Genomic DNA, 16287 nt, shown 5'->3' with positions numbered 1-16287 from the left:
TATCTAACTACTTTTTTATTTTTAAAAGGAGTTTTATTATGACAAAACATATTTTTATAACAGGTGGAGTAGTTTCTGGATTGGGTAAGGGAATTACTGGTAGTTCATTAGGAGTTTTATTGAAACAAAGTGGATTAAAGGTATTTATGCAAAAATTTGACCCCTATCTTAATATTGATCCTGGTACAATGAATCCAATTGAACATGGGGAAGTTTTTGTAACTGATGATGGTGGAGAAACAGATTTAGATTTAGGTCATTATGAAAGATTTATTGATGTAAATCTTTCTAAAACATCTTCAACTTCGGCAGGAAAAATATATTCAGAAGCATTAGATGCTGAAAGACAAGGAAAATATTTAGGTAAAACTGTTCAAGTTATTCCACATATAACTAATTTAATAAAAGAAAAAATTTACAAAGTCGAAAAAGAAAATGCAGCGGATGTAATAATAAGTGAAATTGGTGGAACTGTAGGAGATATTGAATCACAGCCTTTTATTGAAGCAATTAGACAAGTAAGAATGGAAAAGGGAAAAGAAAATGTAATGTTTATTCATGTTGCACTTTTACCTTTTTTAAGTATATCTAGTGAGTTTAAAACAAAACCGATACAACATTCTGTAAAAGAAATGCTTTCGTTAGGTATTCAACCTGATGTAATTGTTGCTAGAAGTGAAAAGGAATTTGATGATAAATTGAAAGATAAAATCTCATCATTTTGTAATGTTCCAAAAGAAAATGTAATTAATTGTCCAGATAGTAATTCTATTTATAAAGTACCGTTATTAATTGAAAAAACTAATTTACATAAAATTGTAGCTAAACAATTAGATTTAAAATTAGGAGAGTTAAATATTTCTGATTGAATTAAATTTGTAAAAAACATTGAAAATTCAAAAGAAGAAATTGTAATTCATATTGTTGGTAAATATGTTGAATTAAGTGATGCATATTTATCAGTAATGGAATCATTAAAAATAGCAGGTTATGAAATAAAGAAAAAAGTAAAATTTAAGTGAATTGATGCTAGAAAATTAACAAAAGAAAATTTTGAACAAATTTTAAAAGACGCTAAAGGAATACTTGTACCTGGTGGTTTTGGAGAAGAAGGAATTGAGGGTAAAATTTGTGCTGCACATTTTGCAAGAATTAATAATATTCCATATTTAGGTATTTGTTTAGGTATGCAAGTAGCTTGTATTGAATTTGCAAGAAATGTTTTAAATTTTTCTGATGCAAACACAACAGAACTAAATGAAAACACTTTACACCCAATTATTCATATTTTAGAAGGAAAAAATAAAGAAAATATTGGAGGAACACTAAGACTAGGTAGATACAAAACTACTTTAAAAGAAAATTCATTAGCAGCAAATTTATATAAAACTAATTTTGCCATTGAAAGACATAGACATAGATATGAATTTAATAATGATTTTAAAAAAATCTTTGAAGAAGCAGGAATGATTTTTTCAGGAATTTATGATGAAAAAGAACTTGTAGAAATTATTGAGTTATCAGAAAATGATTTTTTTATTGCTGTACAATATCATCCTGAATTTACAAGTAGACCTAATAGACCTAATCCATTATTTTTGGGCTTTGTAAAAGCTATTGCAAAAAACTCATAAAAATAGTGGGTTTTTTTATTTTAATTTTTATTTGGTTGTATAATCATATTTAGGAGGAAATTTATATGTCAAAAATATATCACTCAAAATTAGTTAATGCGAGTAAAATGGTTAAAGATGCACATCAAGGTAAATATGCAATAGGTCATTTTAATATTAATAATTTAGAATGAACAAAAGCAATTTTAGAGGCTGCTCAGGAGTCAAAAACACCTGTTATAATTGCAACATCAGAAGGTGCAATAAAATATATGGGAGGACTTAAAACTATTGTGGGAATGGTTAATGGTTTATTAGAAGACTTAAATATTACAACTCCTGTGGCATTACATTTAGATCATGGTCAATCATTGGAAATGGCTAAAAAATGTATTGAGGCTGGTTATTCATCAGTAATGTTTGATGGATCACACTTACCATATGAAGAAAATATTGTAAAAGTTAAAGAATTAATGAATTTTGCAAATGAACATGAAGTTTCAGTTGAAGCAGAAATTGGTTCAATTGGTGGTGAAGAAGATGGTGTTGTTGGAGAAGGTGAGTTAGGAGATCCAAATCAAGCTGCAGAAATGTCTACAACAGGAATTTCAATGTTAGCTGCAGGAATTGGAAATATTCACGGAAAGTACCCAGAATGATGAAAAACACTTTCTTTTGAAACATTAGAAGAATTACAAAAAGCATGTAAATTACCAATGGTATTACATGGTGGTTCTGGAATTCCTCAAGATCAAATAGAAAAATCAATTAAATTGGGAATATCAAAAATTAATGTAAACACAGAATTACAATTATCTTTTAGAGATGCAACAAGAAGTTATATAGAAGATAAAAAAGATTTAGATGATGAAAGAAAAGGTTTTGATCCACGCAAACTGCTTGCTCCTGGATATAAAGCTTTAAAAGAAACTTTCATGGAATTAACAAAAATTTTTGGATGTCAAGGTAGGGCAAAATAAAACCTAAAATATTTTTATGCAAATTAATGTTAGTATGACATTGGGAGTGTTAATTATGCATTTAAATGTGGAAGAGAAAATAAAAATAATTGAAGATTTTAAAAAAAGTGGAGTTTCTGCTTCTCAGTTTGCACCAACTAGAAACGTTAGTGTTGTTTCTTTGCGCAATTGAGTGAAAAATTATGAAAAAGGCGGAAAAGAAGCAATTAAAATGAAATATGAAAGATAGGCAATTATGTCTATTTTTTATAATTTTTAAAATAAGGAAAAAAAATGAAAATATTATACTTATCTAAAATGAAATATTTAAAAACAAATTATTTAAGGGTTATAGTGAAAATTTTACTTTTTTTACTAGGATTTATTTTGAGTACATTGGGAATAGCAATGTATATATCTTCAACAATTGGGGCAAGTCAAATTGATTGAACACTTTATAATATATCTTCTATTATAGGAAAATATAATTTTGAAACAGGAACAATGAGTGATGAGGTACTTAAAAGTACTTACATTTTAGCACTAAATATTTTATATATTATTATGGTATTTTTTTCTTTTATTTTTGCATTGTCACCGACAATTAAGGAATATAAAAAAATAAGGAAAAACGAAATTTGATTTAATTTATTAATAATAATAATTAGTGACATTATAATTGCCTTTTTGACTCCTTTATTACTAAATTTTTATTTTAAAAATGTTATAATTTTGGATAAAATAATGAGTGATAAAATAACTCAAGAAATTAGAAATTGAATTTTTATAGCAGGTTTTACAATTTTTTGCTTTGGTATTGCCCTTTGAGTTCATTCAGGAATTATAATGGGACCATTTAATAATATTTGTTATCAGTTAATGAGATTAACTAATATGAATTACTTAAAATCAAGAGTTATAATTGATTTTTGCATTTTTTTTCCAGGAATAGTTTTTTGATTTTTTATTCCTGGAAATTGAAATCAAAGATTGCTATTTTTAACTAAAAATTTTGGAATTGGAACAATAGCTTTTACTTTTATAGCAGGACCATATATAAATATGTTTTTAAATTTTATTAAAAAATGTATTAAGTATTTCAAAATAAATCAGGTTAATAAAAATATTTAGTAATGTAATATCTAAAAATATTTATTGTTTTTTAAAAAATATGGTATTATTATTTTTGTATTGGAATTAATGTTATTTAAAAGGACGGTGAGATTATGCCAAAATCAAACATTCATCCACAATATTTTGAAGCTAAGTTTGTATGTACAACATGCAATAACGAGTTTATCTCAGGATCAACAAAAAGTGAAGAAGTTAGAATTGATACTTGCTCAAATTGCCATCCTTACTATACAGGAAAACAAAATTTTGCAAATGCTGAAGGTCGTGTAGAAAAATTCAAAGAAAAATTTGCTAAAAAGGAAGCAAAAGCTGCAGAAGTGGAAAAAGAATCAGCTGCTCAAAAAGCAGAAAATGCTAAGAAATCTACTAAAAAATAATTTAATAAATAAAGCTAGACATATAATAAAGTCTAGTTTTATTATTTTTAAGTCATTATGTTATACAATTAATATATAATAGGGGGCTTTCATGAGTTATTTTATAAAAAATGCAAAATTTATTAATAAAAAAGTTAATCCAAAAGTAATAACTTTTGAGGCGCTAGAAAGTAATTTAACTACAGTTTTAAGTTATGATTCAGAGTTACTAAAAAATTTTAAAAATATTTTGCAAGGTAAATATAGTGTTAAAGATGGTATTTTTAAAATTGATAATTTTGATAAAGTTAATAAGCAGTGAACAAATAAAAGAGTAGAAATAATTAAACATGGTCTAATATTTAGAAAATGACCTGAAAAGTTTTGACTTTATACTTCATTATTATTAAATAAAGATTTTTATAATATGTCAAAAATAAATTATATTAATGATAAGTATTCATATTTATCATTTTCAACTTCTAAAAATAATGAAACAGACCTTGAGATGAGAAAAAAGATTGAAAATATGGTTTCAAAATTTATTAATAGTTCAATTGAAATTGAAGAACAATGACAAAGCGAATTTTTGGATAATATTGTTAATTTTAATGAAATTAATTTAGAAAAAGAATATCCAAATTTAGAAAATTATATAAAAATAATTATTAAAGATTATTATTATTTAGTTGAAAAAACACTAAATTTTGAATTGTTTCAAACTTTTTTACAAAACTTATGAGATAAGGTATATGTCTTTATAGAGTTGAATTCTTTATGTACTTGTGAATATAATGCAAAAAAAACAAAAGATAAATCTATTAAAAAATTATCTTCTCAGTTAAATTTTCATCAAATAAATTTTGTTATTAGAAAACAGTTAAAAATTATTGATTTAAAGGTAACTGCAATAAAAAGAAAAATTGCAAAAAATAAATTCATTTTAAAAAATTTAAAAAAACAAATACTTTTTGAAATGGGGAAGTTTAATTTAAAATATAAAAAACTAAAAGATTTGGAAGAAATTTTTTCTTGAAGAAAAGTTGCAAAAGATCAAGTTTTTGAATTTAGGCAGAAACAAGAAAAAATATTTTTTGAAGGTCTTGCAGATGAATCAACAATTTTAAAAGGGAAAATTGTTGAAATTATGCACAGATATCATAAAAAAATATTAAATAATGAACTTGAAGAGGGAAATTCAATTGAATTTAAAAATAAAAAAAATAAATTAAAAAAAACAATTAGGAGTATTTATAGTCAAGCAGATAGCTATATTGTAGAAACATTAAAAAATCTTGAAATCTCTTTTGATTTTATTTCATTGAAATGAAAAAGTATAAATATAATTTTATTCAAATTACTCAAAGCAATATACTTAAAAAAGTATAATATTATCTTTTATAATATATTTTCAAAATTAACAAAAGAAGAAGCTTTGGAACTAGTTAAAGCAATTGAAAATTTAAAAAAAATAAATAAAAAATTTTCAATAATTTTTTTAGAAAAAGATTTAAAAAATATAGTTGATTTAAAAAGCAAAATTAATTTATTAAATGATAAATCAGTTATAGAAATAGGTTACAGTGAACTTTTAAAAAAATATTGAAATACATATGGAAATGATTTTTTTCATTTAGGTAATATGATACCTTATTCATATGATGGAAAAATAATCAATATTTTTGGAGAAAAAGTAAAAATTGAATCTACTATTTTTAAAAATAGTGGAAAAATTCTTTTTGATCCTTTTAAAATAGTTTTACATAAAAAGGAATCAAAAAATATAATTATTCAAATGTATGGAAGTGCTAAAAAAATAGATTATTTTAATGATAAAAATATATATGAATTCACTTCAAATAATAATAAATTAATTTTTTATTCTACTGAAAAATTAAATGATGATCAAAAAATCAATATTTATATATCTGAAGACTCAATATTAGAAGTATTATAGGAGAAAAGTTTTGATGAAAGTTGAATATAGAAATTTAATAGATATTATTAATAAAAATGATTTTATTATTATAGCAAAACACGCTTCTCCTGATTGAGACACACAAGGATGTGCTTTAGCTCTAAAAGAAATTATTTTGGATAATTTTAAAAACAAAAAGATTTATATTGTGGGAGAGCAATTAAATTTAGGAATTCGTGATTTTGATGAAAAAGAATTAAATCAGGAAATAATTAAAAAATCCTTGCTAATTTCTGTGGATGTTGCAAATTTTGAAAGAATAGATTTTGAATTCAAAGATCAAGTTAAGGAAATTTTTAAAATTGATCATCATTTAGAAATTGATGATTTTGCAAAAAATAAATTAGTTGATATTTCTGCAATTGCATGTACACAAATAATTACAATTTGAGCTAATGAAATGAATTTAAAAATTTCAAAAAAAGCTGCAACTTTTCTCTATTATGGTTTAGTTACAGATTCAGGAAGGTTTTTATTTAATAAAGTGAATTCTCAAACTTTTTATGCAGCCCAAATTCTTATTAAAAGGGGAATTAATATTAATGAAGTTTATAATTCATTATATTTAAGAACCTTGGAGATAACAAGATTTCACTTTGATATTTTTAATAAAGCTATTTTTTCTAAAAATAATGAAATTGCGTATATTAAACTAACAAGAGATTTTTTTGAAAAGACAGTTTTGGGAGAAGAGGAGATTAAAAGTTGTTTAAATGTTTTATCAGGTATTAAGGAAGTAAAAATTTGGTTTTTAGCTTATGAATCAGTTAAAAATGAAAATATAAAAATTTCATTAAGAAGTAGAGAATTTGATGTTAATCATGTAGCAAAAATGTATAATGGGGGAGGCCATAGATTAGCATCAGGGGCAAAAATTAAAAATTGAGATGATTTAGAAAATTTAGTAGGAGATTTAGAAAAATTAATTAATTTGGAGGAATAGTATAATGAGCTATAGAATGAATCATAAAAGTAAAAGAGGTTGAATTGAGTTAATAACAGGATGTATGTTTGCGGGAAAGACAGAAGAATTTATAAGAAGATTAAAAAGATATCAATATGCAAAGCAAAATGTTTTAGTCTTTAAACCTTTAATTGATCGAAGATATTCTATAAATGATGTTTTTTCACATTCAGGTTTAAGTATTGAATCAATACCAGTGGAAAATAGTGAGAAATTAAAGGAAATTGTAAATTTGAAAAACCAAGAAAAATCTATTGATATAATTGGAGTAGACGAAGTTCAATTTTTGGATACAAATATTGTAGAAGTTCTTTCTTCAATAGCTGATGAAGGAATAATTGTTGTTGTTAATGGTTTAGACAAAGATTTTAAAAATAATCCTTTTCAAAATGTAGATAGATTATTAGTGCAGGCAGAATATGTAGATAAATTAACATCAATTTGTCATGTTTGTGGAGGAAATGCAAATAGAACGCAAAGAATAATTAATGGTAAACCAGCAAAAGCAAATGAGCCTATAATTGTTATTTCCGCAATTGAAAAATATGAAGCAAGATGCCGACATTGCTATATTAAACCAAAATAGATAGAGGTGATTAATATGAATAAAAAAACTCAAGAAGCATTAGATATTATGGAAAAAAGAGTGTCTATTATAGAAGAAAATTTACAAAGTGAAGAAATTTTAAAGGACATAAAATTATTAAAGGAATTAAATAAAGAGAAAGCAAACCTAGAAGATATTGTTATTAAATATCAAGTGTATAAAAAATTATTTAATGATATTAGTGATGCAAAGTCTTTATTAGAAACTGAAAAAGATGAGGAAATGAGAGATTTTGTAAAATCTCAATTAGAAGAATCACAAAGTAAAATCGAAGAAATTGAGGGTGAAATTGAATTACTATTACTTCCAAAAGACCCAAATGATGATAAAAATGTTATTTTTGAAATTAGAGGTGCTGCAGGAGGAGATGAAGCAAATATATTTGCCGGTGACTTATTTAGATTATATTTAAAATTTGCAGAAAAAAATAATTGAAAAGTAGAAATATTAGATCAAAGTGAATCAACAGCAGGAGGGTTTAGTCAAATTTCATTTATGGTAAAGGGAGATAAGGTATATTCTAAAATGAAATTTGAATCAGGAAGTCATAGAGTACAAAGAGTTCCAAAAACTGAATCCAAAGGTAGAATTCAGACTTCTACTGCAACAGTTGCAGTTCTAGCAGAAATTAGTGAGGTTGAAGTTGAAATAAAACCTTCTGATTTGAGAATTGATACTTACAGATCATCTGGAGCTGGAGGTCAACATGTTAACACAACAGATTCAGCTGTTAGAATTACTCATATTCCAACAGGAATTGTTGCAGCATCACAAGATGGACGTAGCCAACACGACAATAAAGATAAAGCAATGACGATGTTAAGAGCTCGAATATATGAAGCAAAGTTAGAAGAACAACAGAGCGAAGCAGCTAGTGTTAGAAAGACAGCGGTAGGAACAGGTGCAAGAAGTGAAAAAATTAGAACTTATAATTATGCACAAAATAGAATCACAGATCATAGAATTAATTTAACTCTAAATAAATTAGATCAAGTAATGGAAGGTAATTTAGAAGAAATAATTACAGAATTAATAAATAATGAGCAAAAAAATATAATTGCTCAACAAATAGAGGTTTAAATTGAAAATTTTTGATTTAAAAATTAAATATGTTCCTTCAATAATTTCAGAAGATAATTTTAAAAAAATCATTTTATTCCTTAAAAATAAAGCTTTTTTTATTTCTGATGATACTTTAAATCCAAAGGAATTTAAAAAATTTTTAAATATTATTAATAAGGTTTCTAGAACTAAAAAACCACTTGCATATATTATTAATAAAAAATTTTTTTATAAGAGTGATTTTTTTATTAATAAAAATGTATTAATTCCAAGATATGAAACAGAATTAATTGTAGAGGAAGTTCTAAAGTTTGATTTGGTTAATAAAAATGTATTAGATTTATGTTGTGGAAGTGGATGTATTGGAATTAGCTTAAAACAAGAATTTAATGATATTAACTTATACTTATCTGATTATTCAAAAAGTGCTTTAAAAGTTTGCAAAAAAAACTTAAGAATAAAAAAAATGAAAGCAAAAATTTTTTATTCTAATTTTTTAGATTTTATTTTTGAAAAAAATTTAAAAATGGATTTTATTTTAATAAATCCACCTTATATTAATAAAAATGATATTAATATTGAAAAAAATGTTAAATTATTTGAACCTTGAATGGCTTTATTTGCAAAAGATAATGGTTTATTTTTTTATAAAGTTTTATTTAAAAATCTTGAAAAATTATTTTTATTAAATAATAATTTAGTAATAATAAGTGAGTTTGGTTTTAATCAAAAAGAGGAAATAGAATTACTTTTTAATTCAAAAGGAGTAAGATATAACTTAGAATTTAAAAAAGATTTTTCAAATCATTGAAGGTATTTTGTTTTAAAAAATGGAGATAGTAATGGATAAGAAAATATTTGTGGAAAACAAGTCAATAAAAATATGAGATAAATTTTTTAAAACTTTAGTAATTTTTTTAATTCTTATTACACCCACAATTTCGTTTATAATTGTTTACTATATGAATCCAGCAATTAATTTTTATTTTAATTATTTTATTTTAATTGAAAAAAATTTTGGTCCGTCAGTTATAGTTACTAAAATGTCAATGCTATTTTTTATGTGAGCTGCTTTTGCAATTTTTATACTTACACTTATTTTTATTTTTTTAATTCCCTTTATTTTTGGAAAAAAAATAAAATTAACAATAAAAGTAGCTTTTACAATTTTAATTACTCTATTACTTATTCTTTCAATAATTTTTAGCTCAATTTCTGAATACAACTATTCAAGATTTCATGTTTTTTACATATTTTTAGCAAAACAAAATATTAATAAACCATTCGTGGAAGAATTATTTTTTTTACAAAAAAAATTTAGTGAAATATATTATAGTGAAAATGGCATTAATATAATTCAATATAGATGAACTTCAGATACTTTTACATGATGAATTTGTATTTTTAAAATTATGGTGATAATTATATATTTTGCAATACTATTAAATTCACTTGAGATAAAAAAGCAAGAAAAAATTGAAGCAACCTCTATAAGAAAAAATTTGGATCAAAGTAAATTGAGCTATTTTTTAAATAAATTAGTAATAAATAATAGTAAAAATATCTCAGCTTGATTAATTTCTGCAACATTTCTTGTTTTTTTACCTCAATTAATTTTTATTTCTATTATGTCTATTTTTAATTCAGAGATTAATTCACTATTAAATTGATCGACAATTGCGCCAGATTTAATTAAAAGTCAGGATGTAAATTTAAGTTCTTTGACAAATAGTAATGTTTCGAATTTTATTATTAAAAGTTTGCCAATAATTATTTCTGGTTTTTTAATGGGAACAATATGCATTTTCTTTTTAGTTTATACAAAAGGTTGAAATACAAATAATTTATTTTTCAAATTACAATTTTTAATTATGTTTATTGAAATTATTTTAATTATTTCTATTACTACATATTCATCTAACCAAATTCAACATATAGTGGAAATTTGAAATGATAATAAAATAGGAATTGAATTAAATAAATATTTTGCTGAAAACAATGAAATTTTTCTTACTCTAAAAGAGATGTTAGGAACAACATTTATAAATTCTAACAATATTGTTAAAAACCCTTGACTATCAGGATTACAATATGCATCTCAATCAATAATTAGTATAAGTTTTATATTAACTGTTTATATAATTCTCGGTTTTAAATTATTAAAAATAAACAAAAAATTTTAAAAAATATTTGTTTTCATAGTTAAAATAGTGTATTATTAATTTTTTTATGCTATAATAAATTTATAAAATAATTTAAAAGTATGATTTCAGCATATATAAGCTGGGTCATACTTTTAATTTTATTTAATTCATTAAAAAAAATTGTAATATATAATATCAAACAAATTAATGTATTGCAATCATAATAGTGAAAAAAATAAAATTTATGCTATAATAAATATGTACTTATAGGGGGTGCTTTAAATGTATGTAAATCCATTTGAAAGAATGAAAAAATTAAAAGAAGAAAAAGAAAAAAAAATTTATGAAGTAGAGAAAGAAAAAGAAAAGTATGCTAGATTAGGTGCACAAATGGGTTTTACTGAGGATAAAGAAGTAGTCCCTTCATTCATAAGAGACCTTATTGGAGAACCAAGGAAAATTAATTTACCTCCATTTATTAATAATGAAGATAGAAGTTCTCAAAAGGATTCTGTAGATTTAAATCAAAATTTAAATTTTTATTCTAACTCATTAGAAGAATTTGAAAATAAACAAAAATTAGAAGACTTTATTAATAGTAATGAAGAAGATATGTTAGTATTAGATTTTGAGGATTTGGATAATTCTTTAAAAACAAATGATATTAATTTTAATAAAGAAATTTTGGAATTTAATAGTTATACTGAATTAATAAAAACTAGAGACTATATAAATAAAATATTTATTTTGGTTAATGAGAAACAGAAGTTTGAAAAATTAGTGGATAATTTAAATTATGAAAATGCTTTTAATGAAAAAATAGTTATTAAAATAAATAAAATAATGATGTATTCATTGCCCTGTTTATTCTTATTTAAACAAATAATTAATTCCCTTCCTAAACAGATTACTGTTGAAGATAAGAAAGTTTTATGAGAAAGAACTTCTCTCTTATTAGCAGGAACAGAATGGGGAAAAACAACTTCAGATATTGACTTTATTATAGAATCCTTATCATTAACAGATGATCCTATAAATATGGTTATTCAAGAGTTTAAAAATTTATTTTTTGATTATCAATTTAATAAAACAATAGATTTATTCATTTTAGATTTTGAAAAAATTCCAAAAGAAAAAATTTTCTTAATTCTTAATTTTTTAACCGAATTAGTTGTTAATATTCCTAATATAAGAATTAGTTTAAATTTTAAAGAAGAAAATATAAGCTTACTTAATGATTTAGATTGTAACATTGAGAATATTTTATTAATTGAAAAAGCAATGGAAGTAAAAATTGTAAAAAACGATTTTAATAAAAATTATTTTAAAAGTGATATTCCCCATGTTTTGGAAGAAGAAAATTTTAATATCGAGAGCCCATACTTGGAGGAGTTAGAATTTCTAAACTCTAATTATTTTCAAAATCAAAAACAGGAAAATAAAATTAGTGATTTAAATAATGATTATGGAATTAATTCAAATTTAAGAATTCGTGTTAATACAGTTTTAGAAAAACAAAGAATTGAGTTAGAAGAACAAGAAAAAAGTGAACAATTAAATAGGTTATCACAGAATGGAAATTCAAATTTTAACCCTTTTATTCTTAGAAAAGAAAATGTTGAAAATAATAAAGAAGAAAATGTTTTTGCAAAATTTAGAAAAGATAATTTAATAAATATTAATAATAAATCATCAAATACTAATATAAATAACAAAGGAACTTCAATTTCAGGAAATTGAAGTGATTTAAATAAATAGGAGGAAAAAAGATGTTTAAATTTTTTATAATAAGTGCATGGACTGTTGCAATTGCAGCTTCTGCTTCAATTGCAATGTTTGTTGCATTATCACTTACATTTAGTATATGATCTACTTCTAGCGAATCATTACTTAATATATTTAATTCAATAGCTTTACAAAAGTATATAACTTTTTTAACTAATGATAGTCAATTTCTAATAAGTTCTTCAAATTTAGAAAATGGGGAATGACAAGTATTTGTTACAATTGGATTAATTAGTGCTATCGGAGTTTCAATGATTGTAATTTCAATAATTGAATTACTTAGAATGAAAAAAGCTCAAAAAATTTCAAAGCCATTTATAAAAGTATACATAGTTATAATAAGTGTATTGAGTTTACTAGTAGGGCAAGTTATTTTAATTATTGGGGGGACACTGTTACTATTTACTTTTGTCTTATTAGAAGTTCTATTATTTGATTCTGAGGCATTAAATAATTTTGCAGAGGAAAGAAATTTAATAGCGATTTATAAAGAAGAACGTAAATTCGAAAGAGAGGTATCTAAAGAGGGAAAGTTAATTGACAGCACAGATTTGATACAAAAAAATCAAATAAATTTTCAAAGCAAAATTGAGCAAGAAAAAGTAAATGATAATCTTGTGCTGTCAGTTGAAAATCAAAAAGACCTAGATAAATATTTCAAAAATTCTAAGCTTAAAAATAATTATTTTAAATGAAAAAAAATAAAACAAAGTTTAATTGATACAAAAAAAGAATTTGAAAATATGGACCTAAAAAACTTAAATCCAAAACAATTGAAAAAGGTGTTAGATTTCAATAATAAAGTATTAAATTCAAATGAAATGGCAAGAAATTTAAATATTCCTGAGTTTTATCAAATGAGTTACCTTATAATTGGAGAATTATCAAATAAAAATGATATAAATTTAAATTTTGAAGTTAGTGAAATAAATTCAAATAAAAAAGAGGATGTTCTTTTTCAAGAAGAAATTACTTTGGAAAGCAAATCATTTAATTCAACTTCAAACTCATTTATTAAAGAACAAGATATAAAATCAATAGATGAAGAAGATGAAATTTACAATTCGTATTCACAAATGGATGAGGAAATTAACAAATTACTTAGCTCAGAAGTAAAAACAAGCACAATAATGAAAGGTTTTGATGATAAATTTGTATTATCAAAAATGAAAAGAGCTATTAATATGGATTTAAATCAATTACTAAAAATCGATTCTTCTTTTACAAATGAACAAGAAATGTTGGAAGATTTTGGATTTAGAAATTTTGAAATAATTAATAATTCATATGAAAACTCTTTTCAATTTACACTAATTGAAAATTTGAAAGAAAATAATGAAGTTTTAAATGGGAAAAATTTACAAAAAAATCTTAATGAATCGTTTATTCAAAATAATAAATTACTTCCGGAAATAATAGAAATTAAAAATTTAAATGAAGAATTAATAATAGAAGAAGAACAGAACGATGCATTAAATGTTAATTTTAATCAATTAGAAATAAATTCTTTGATTAGTTCAAATATAAATGAAATCTATGAGGATTTCAATTTTGAACAGCCAGATCTTACATTGGATGTTTTTAATCAACAGGATTTAGAAAAAAATGTAAATAAATCTTTATTTGCAAATAAAATTGATTTTGTTGCAACAGCAAAACCTATAATAGATCAAAATAATTTAGAATTTGAAGAAAAGGAATTTGAAGAATTTATTATTCCAAATTCAAAAAAAACAAAATCAAAAATTGAAAATTCAGAAGATAAATTTGCTATAGAAAATATGGCAAGAGCTATTAATATCGATTTAAATCAATTAAATGAGAGCTATGTTTCAAATTTAAAGGAACACGAAATATATAATGATTTTAAAATAGAAGATGAATTATTAGCATCTGAAATGTTAATAAAACAATTGGAAAATACAAAAAAATATAAAATAGATCTTTTACTAAAACAAAATATAAAAGAAGGAACTTCTTCTTCATTATTAGAAAATCAAAACTTAGATCAAATTAAAAAAGAAACTAGTCTTATTCAAGAAAAATTAGTAAATAATATTTCGTTATCTGAAAATGAAAATACAGAATTACAGTTTATTGAAGATAGTAATTTAGAAAATATTTTACTTGATCAAAAAGAAAATAAATTATATGAAAATGAAATTGAATTAGAAGATTTTGATGATAATTTTATAAATATTGAATTTAATAATTCAAGCGAATTAGAAGAAGTTTGTTTTTGTGAAGAAAAAAATGAGAAATTGCAAAATATTGAAGAAAGAATAACTTCTTTGGAAAAATTAATTTATAGTATTGACATAGAGTATGAAAATAAAAAAATTCATGATGAATTCATGAAGTTATCACAAAAAATTGAGTTACTTTCAAAAACAATTAATGAATTAGAAAATAGCAATCCAAAATCAATTATTGATTCTTTAACAATTAGACATGTGTATAATAAAAAATAATAATAAAACATTATTTTTTATTATAAAGTAGGAATTTGCACTTGTTTTTTGATATTACTGATTTTATAGAAATTGATGAAGCTTTCAACTATTTTTTAATTTCTAAAGAAAAAAATACTATATTAAATAAACTTACTGATTATATAAATAATGATGGGTTAATTTTTTTACCGAAAGTTTCTGAAATTTTACAAGAAGCATTTCCTTTTTTAATTAATAATAATTTAAAAATTGAAGTAGTTAATAAATCAATTGAATTGAGTAATTGTGTTAATAAAATGATCTTTAATAGCATAAAAAATAGAAAATCCAAAAGATTATTTTTAGAAATAAATTTTTGCAAAAACTTAAAAAATATTAATTTAGCAAAAAAAATGATTACAGAAATAAATTCGTTCATTTATAAATATAATATTCAAAAGATTTATAGCCAAAAAACTTTTGTATATTTAAATTTTGATAGTAACTTTATAGGAACAATAGACTTGATTTTACAAAATGAGGAAAAAATTTTTATAATGGATATTAAAACTAGTAAAGTAAATTTTATAGAAAAATACATTTTTCAATTATTTTTACATAAAAAAATGTTTGAATATTCATCAAATTTAAAAGTAGAAGATTGCTTAATTTTAAATCCAAGAGAAAATCAAGTTTTAATGAAATATAGTGAACCAATAAAAAAGGAACAATCTAGGATATCTACATTGATAAATAATTTATTAAAGGAAAAAAATGAAAAAAATTAGTACAAAACAAATAGTTTTATGTGGCTTTCTAACCACCATAATGTTTATAATTGGGTTTATAGTTATTACTTTTTCAAATATAACAGGTAAAAGCATTTTGCAATTTTCAGATATTATTTTTCTTTCTTTATTTAAAATAATTAACCCTTTAACATTAATAACTTCTTCAGTTATTAGTGGAATTTTAATTGATTTATATTCTGGAGGTATAATTTTTATTCCGATTACAATTATAATTAAAATTTTAATAGGAGTGTCATTTTTATTTTTTAGAAAAATAATAAATCAATATTTTGCAGTATTTATTTGCTATTTATGAATTTTATTATATGTAGCTTATGTTTATTTATTATTTGATTTATCCGCAATGTATTTAGAATTAATTATTGATTCTATTCAATATATTGCAACTACAATTTTTACATTTATTTTTTTTATTATTTTTGATTTAAAAAATAGATAATT

Annotated in this window: 15 protein-coding genes; all 15 read left to right on the top strand. The window is 22.6% G+C overall.

Translation table 4 applies throughout. From position 1 onward, the window contains the following. The first annotated feature begins 38 nt into the window (after positions 1-38). The 15 genes from STAIW_RS05260 (at position 39) to STAIW_RS05195 (ending at position 16285) form a co-directional block, all read left to right on the top strand. Positions 39-1634 carry a CTP synthase gene (locus STAIW_RS05260; protein ID WP_020834791.1) on the top strand — a complete coding sequence of 532 codons (1596 nt, stop codon included), beginning with the start codon at positions 39-41 and terminating at the stop codon, positions 1632-1634. A 65-nt stretch (positions 1635-1699) separates the two neighbouring features. Beyond that, positions 1700-2593, top strand: a complete 894-nt coding sequence (gene fba, locus STAIW_RS05255) for a class II fructose-1,6-bisphosphate aldolase (RefSeq protein ID WP_020834790.1) — start codon at positions 1700-1702, stop codon at positions 2591-2593. Between the two features lie 55 nt (positions 2594-2648). Beyond that, on the top strand, positions 2649-2822 hold the full coding sequence (locus tag STAIW_RS06270) for a helix-turn-helix domain-containing protein (RefSeq protein ID WP_169522273.1): 174 nt from the start codon (positions 2649-2651) through the stop codon (positions 2820-2822). A 44-nt stretch (positions 2823-2866) separates the two neighbouring features. Then, positions 2867-3703: an SPE_1075/MLC_0560 family membrane protein gene (locus tag STAIW_RS05250; RefSeq protein ID WP_020834788.1), complete on the top strand. Its 837-nt coding sequence runs from the start codon at positions 2867-2869 to the stop codon at positions 3701-3703. Positions 3704-3798: 95 nt separating this feature from the next. Then, positions 3799-4083 carry a 50S ribosomal protein L31 gene (rpmE, locus tag STAIW_RS05245; RefSeq protein WP_020834787.1) on the top strand — a complete coding sequence of 95 codons (285 nt, stop codon included), beginning with the start codon at positions 3799-3801 and terminating at the stop codon, positions 4081-4083. Positions 4084-4174: 91 nt separating this feature from the next. Next, positions 4175-6019, top strand: a complete 1845-nt coding sequence (locus STAIW_RS05240; protein WP_020834786.1) for a hypothetical protein — start codon at positions 4175-4177, stop codon at positions 6017-6019. A 13-nt stretch (positions 6020-6032) separates the two neighbouring features. Next, positions 6033-6983, top strand: coding sequence for a DHH family phosphoesterase (locus tag STAIW_RS05235; RefSeq protein ID WP_020834785.1), 951 nt, complete (start codon positions 6033-6035; stop codon positions 6981-6983). A 4-nt stretch (positions 6984-6987) separates the two neighbouring features. Continuing rightward, a complete protein-coding gene (locus STAIW_RS05230; RefSeq protein WP_020834784.1) occupies positions 6988-7590 on the top strand; it encodes a thymidine kinase in 603 nt (200 codons plus the stop codon). Between the two features lie 15 nt (positions 7591-7605). Further along, the gene (gene prfA, locus STAIW_RS05225) at positions 7606-8691 is read left to right on the top strand and encodes a peptide chain release factor 1 (RefSeq protein WP_020834783.1); all 1086 of its coding nucleotides are present in this window, start codon (positions 7606-7608) and stop codon (positions 8689-8691) included. A gap of 1 nt (position 8692) precedes the next feature. Beyond that, positions 8693-9523 (top strand): peptide chain release factor N(5)-glutamine methyltransferase, encoded by an 831-nt coding sequence (prmC, locus tag STAIW_RS05220; RefSeq protein WP_020834782.1) that lies wholly within the window; start codon positions 8693-8695, stop codon positions 9521-9523. After that, complete coding sequence (locus STAIW_RS05215) at positions 9516-10856, top strand: hypothetical protein (RefSeq protein WP_020834781.1); 1341 nt, start codon at positions 9516-9518, stop codon at positions 10854-10856. Before prmC ends, STAIW_RS05215 begins: the two co-directional genes overlap by 8 nt. A 243-nt stretch (positions 10857-11099) precedes the next feature. Further along, a complete protein-coding gene (locus tag STAIW_RS05210) occupies positions 11100-12575 on the top strand; it encodes a hypothetical protein (RefSeq protein WP_020834780.1) in 1476 nt (491 codons plus the stop codon). Between the two features lie 11 nt (positions 12576-12586). Next, the gene (locus STAIW_RS05205; RefSeq protein ID WP_020834779.1) at positions 12587-15073 is read left to right on the top strand and encodes a hypothetical protein; all 2487 of its coding nucleotides are present in this window, start codon (positions 12587-12589) and stop codon (positions 15071-15073) included. 41 nt (positions 15074-15114) lie between these two features. Next, positions 15115-15822 carry a PD-(D/E)XK nuclease family protein gene (locus STAIW_RS05200; RefSeq protein ID WP_020834778.1) on the top strand — a complete coding sequence of 236 codons (708 nt, stop codon included), beginning with the start codon at positions 15115-15117 and terminating at the stop codon, positions 15820-15822. Continuing rightward, positions 15809-16285, top strand: a complete 477-nt coding sequence (locus STAIW_RS05195; RefSeq protein WP_020834777.1) for an ECF transporter S component family protein — start codon at positions 15809-15811, stop codon at positions 16283-16285. The genes STAIW_RS05200 and STAIW_RS05195 overlap by 14 nt, the downstream gene beginning before the upstream one ends. The last annotated feature ends 2 nt before the right edge of the window (positions 16286-16287 follow it).

It is taken from the genome of Spiroplasma taiwanense CT-1, from assembly GCF_000439435.1.
Taxonomy (GTDB): Bacteria; Bacillota_I; Bacilli_A; order Mycoplasmatales; family Mycoplasmataceae; genus Spiroplasma_A; species Spiroplasma_A taiwanense.
This window is presented reverse-complemented; position numbering and strand designations above follow the sequence as displayed.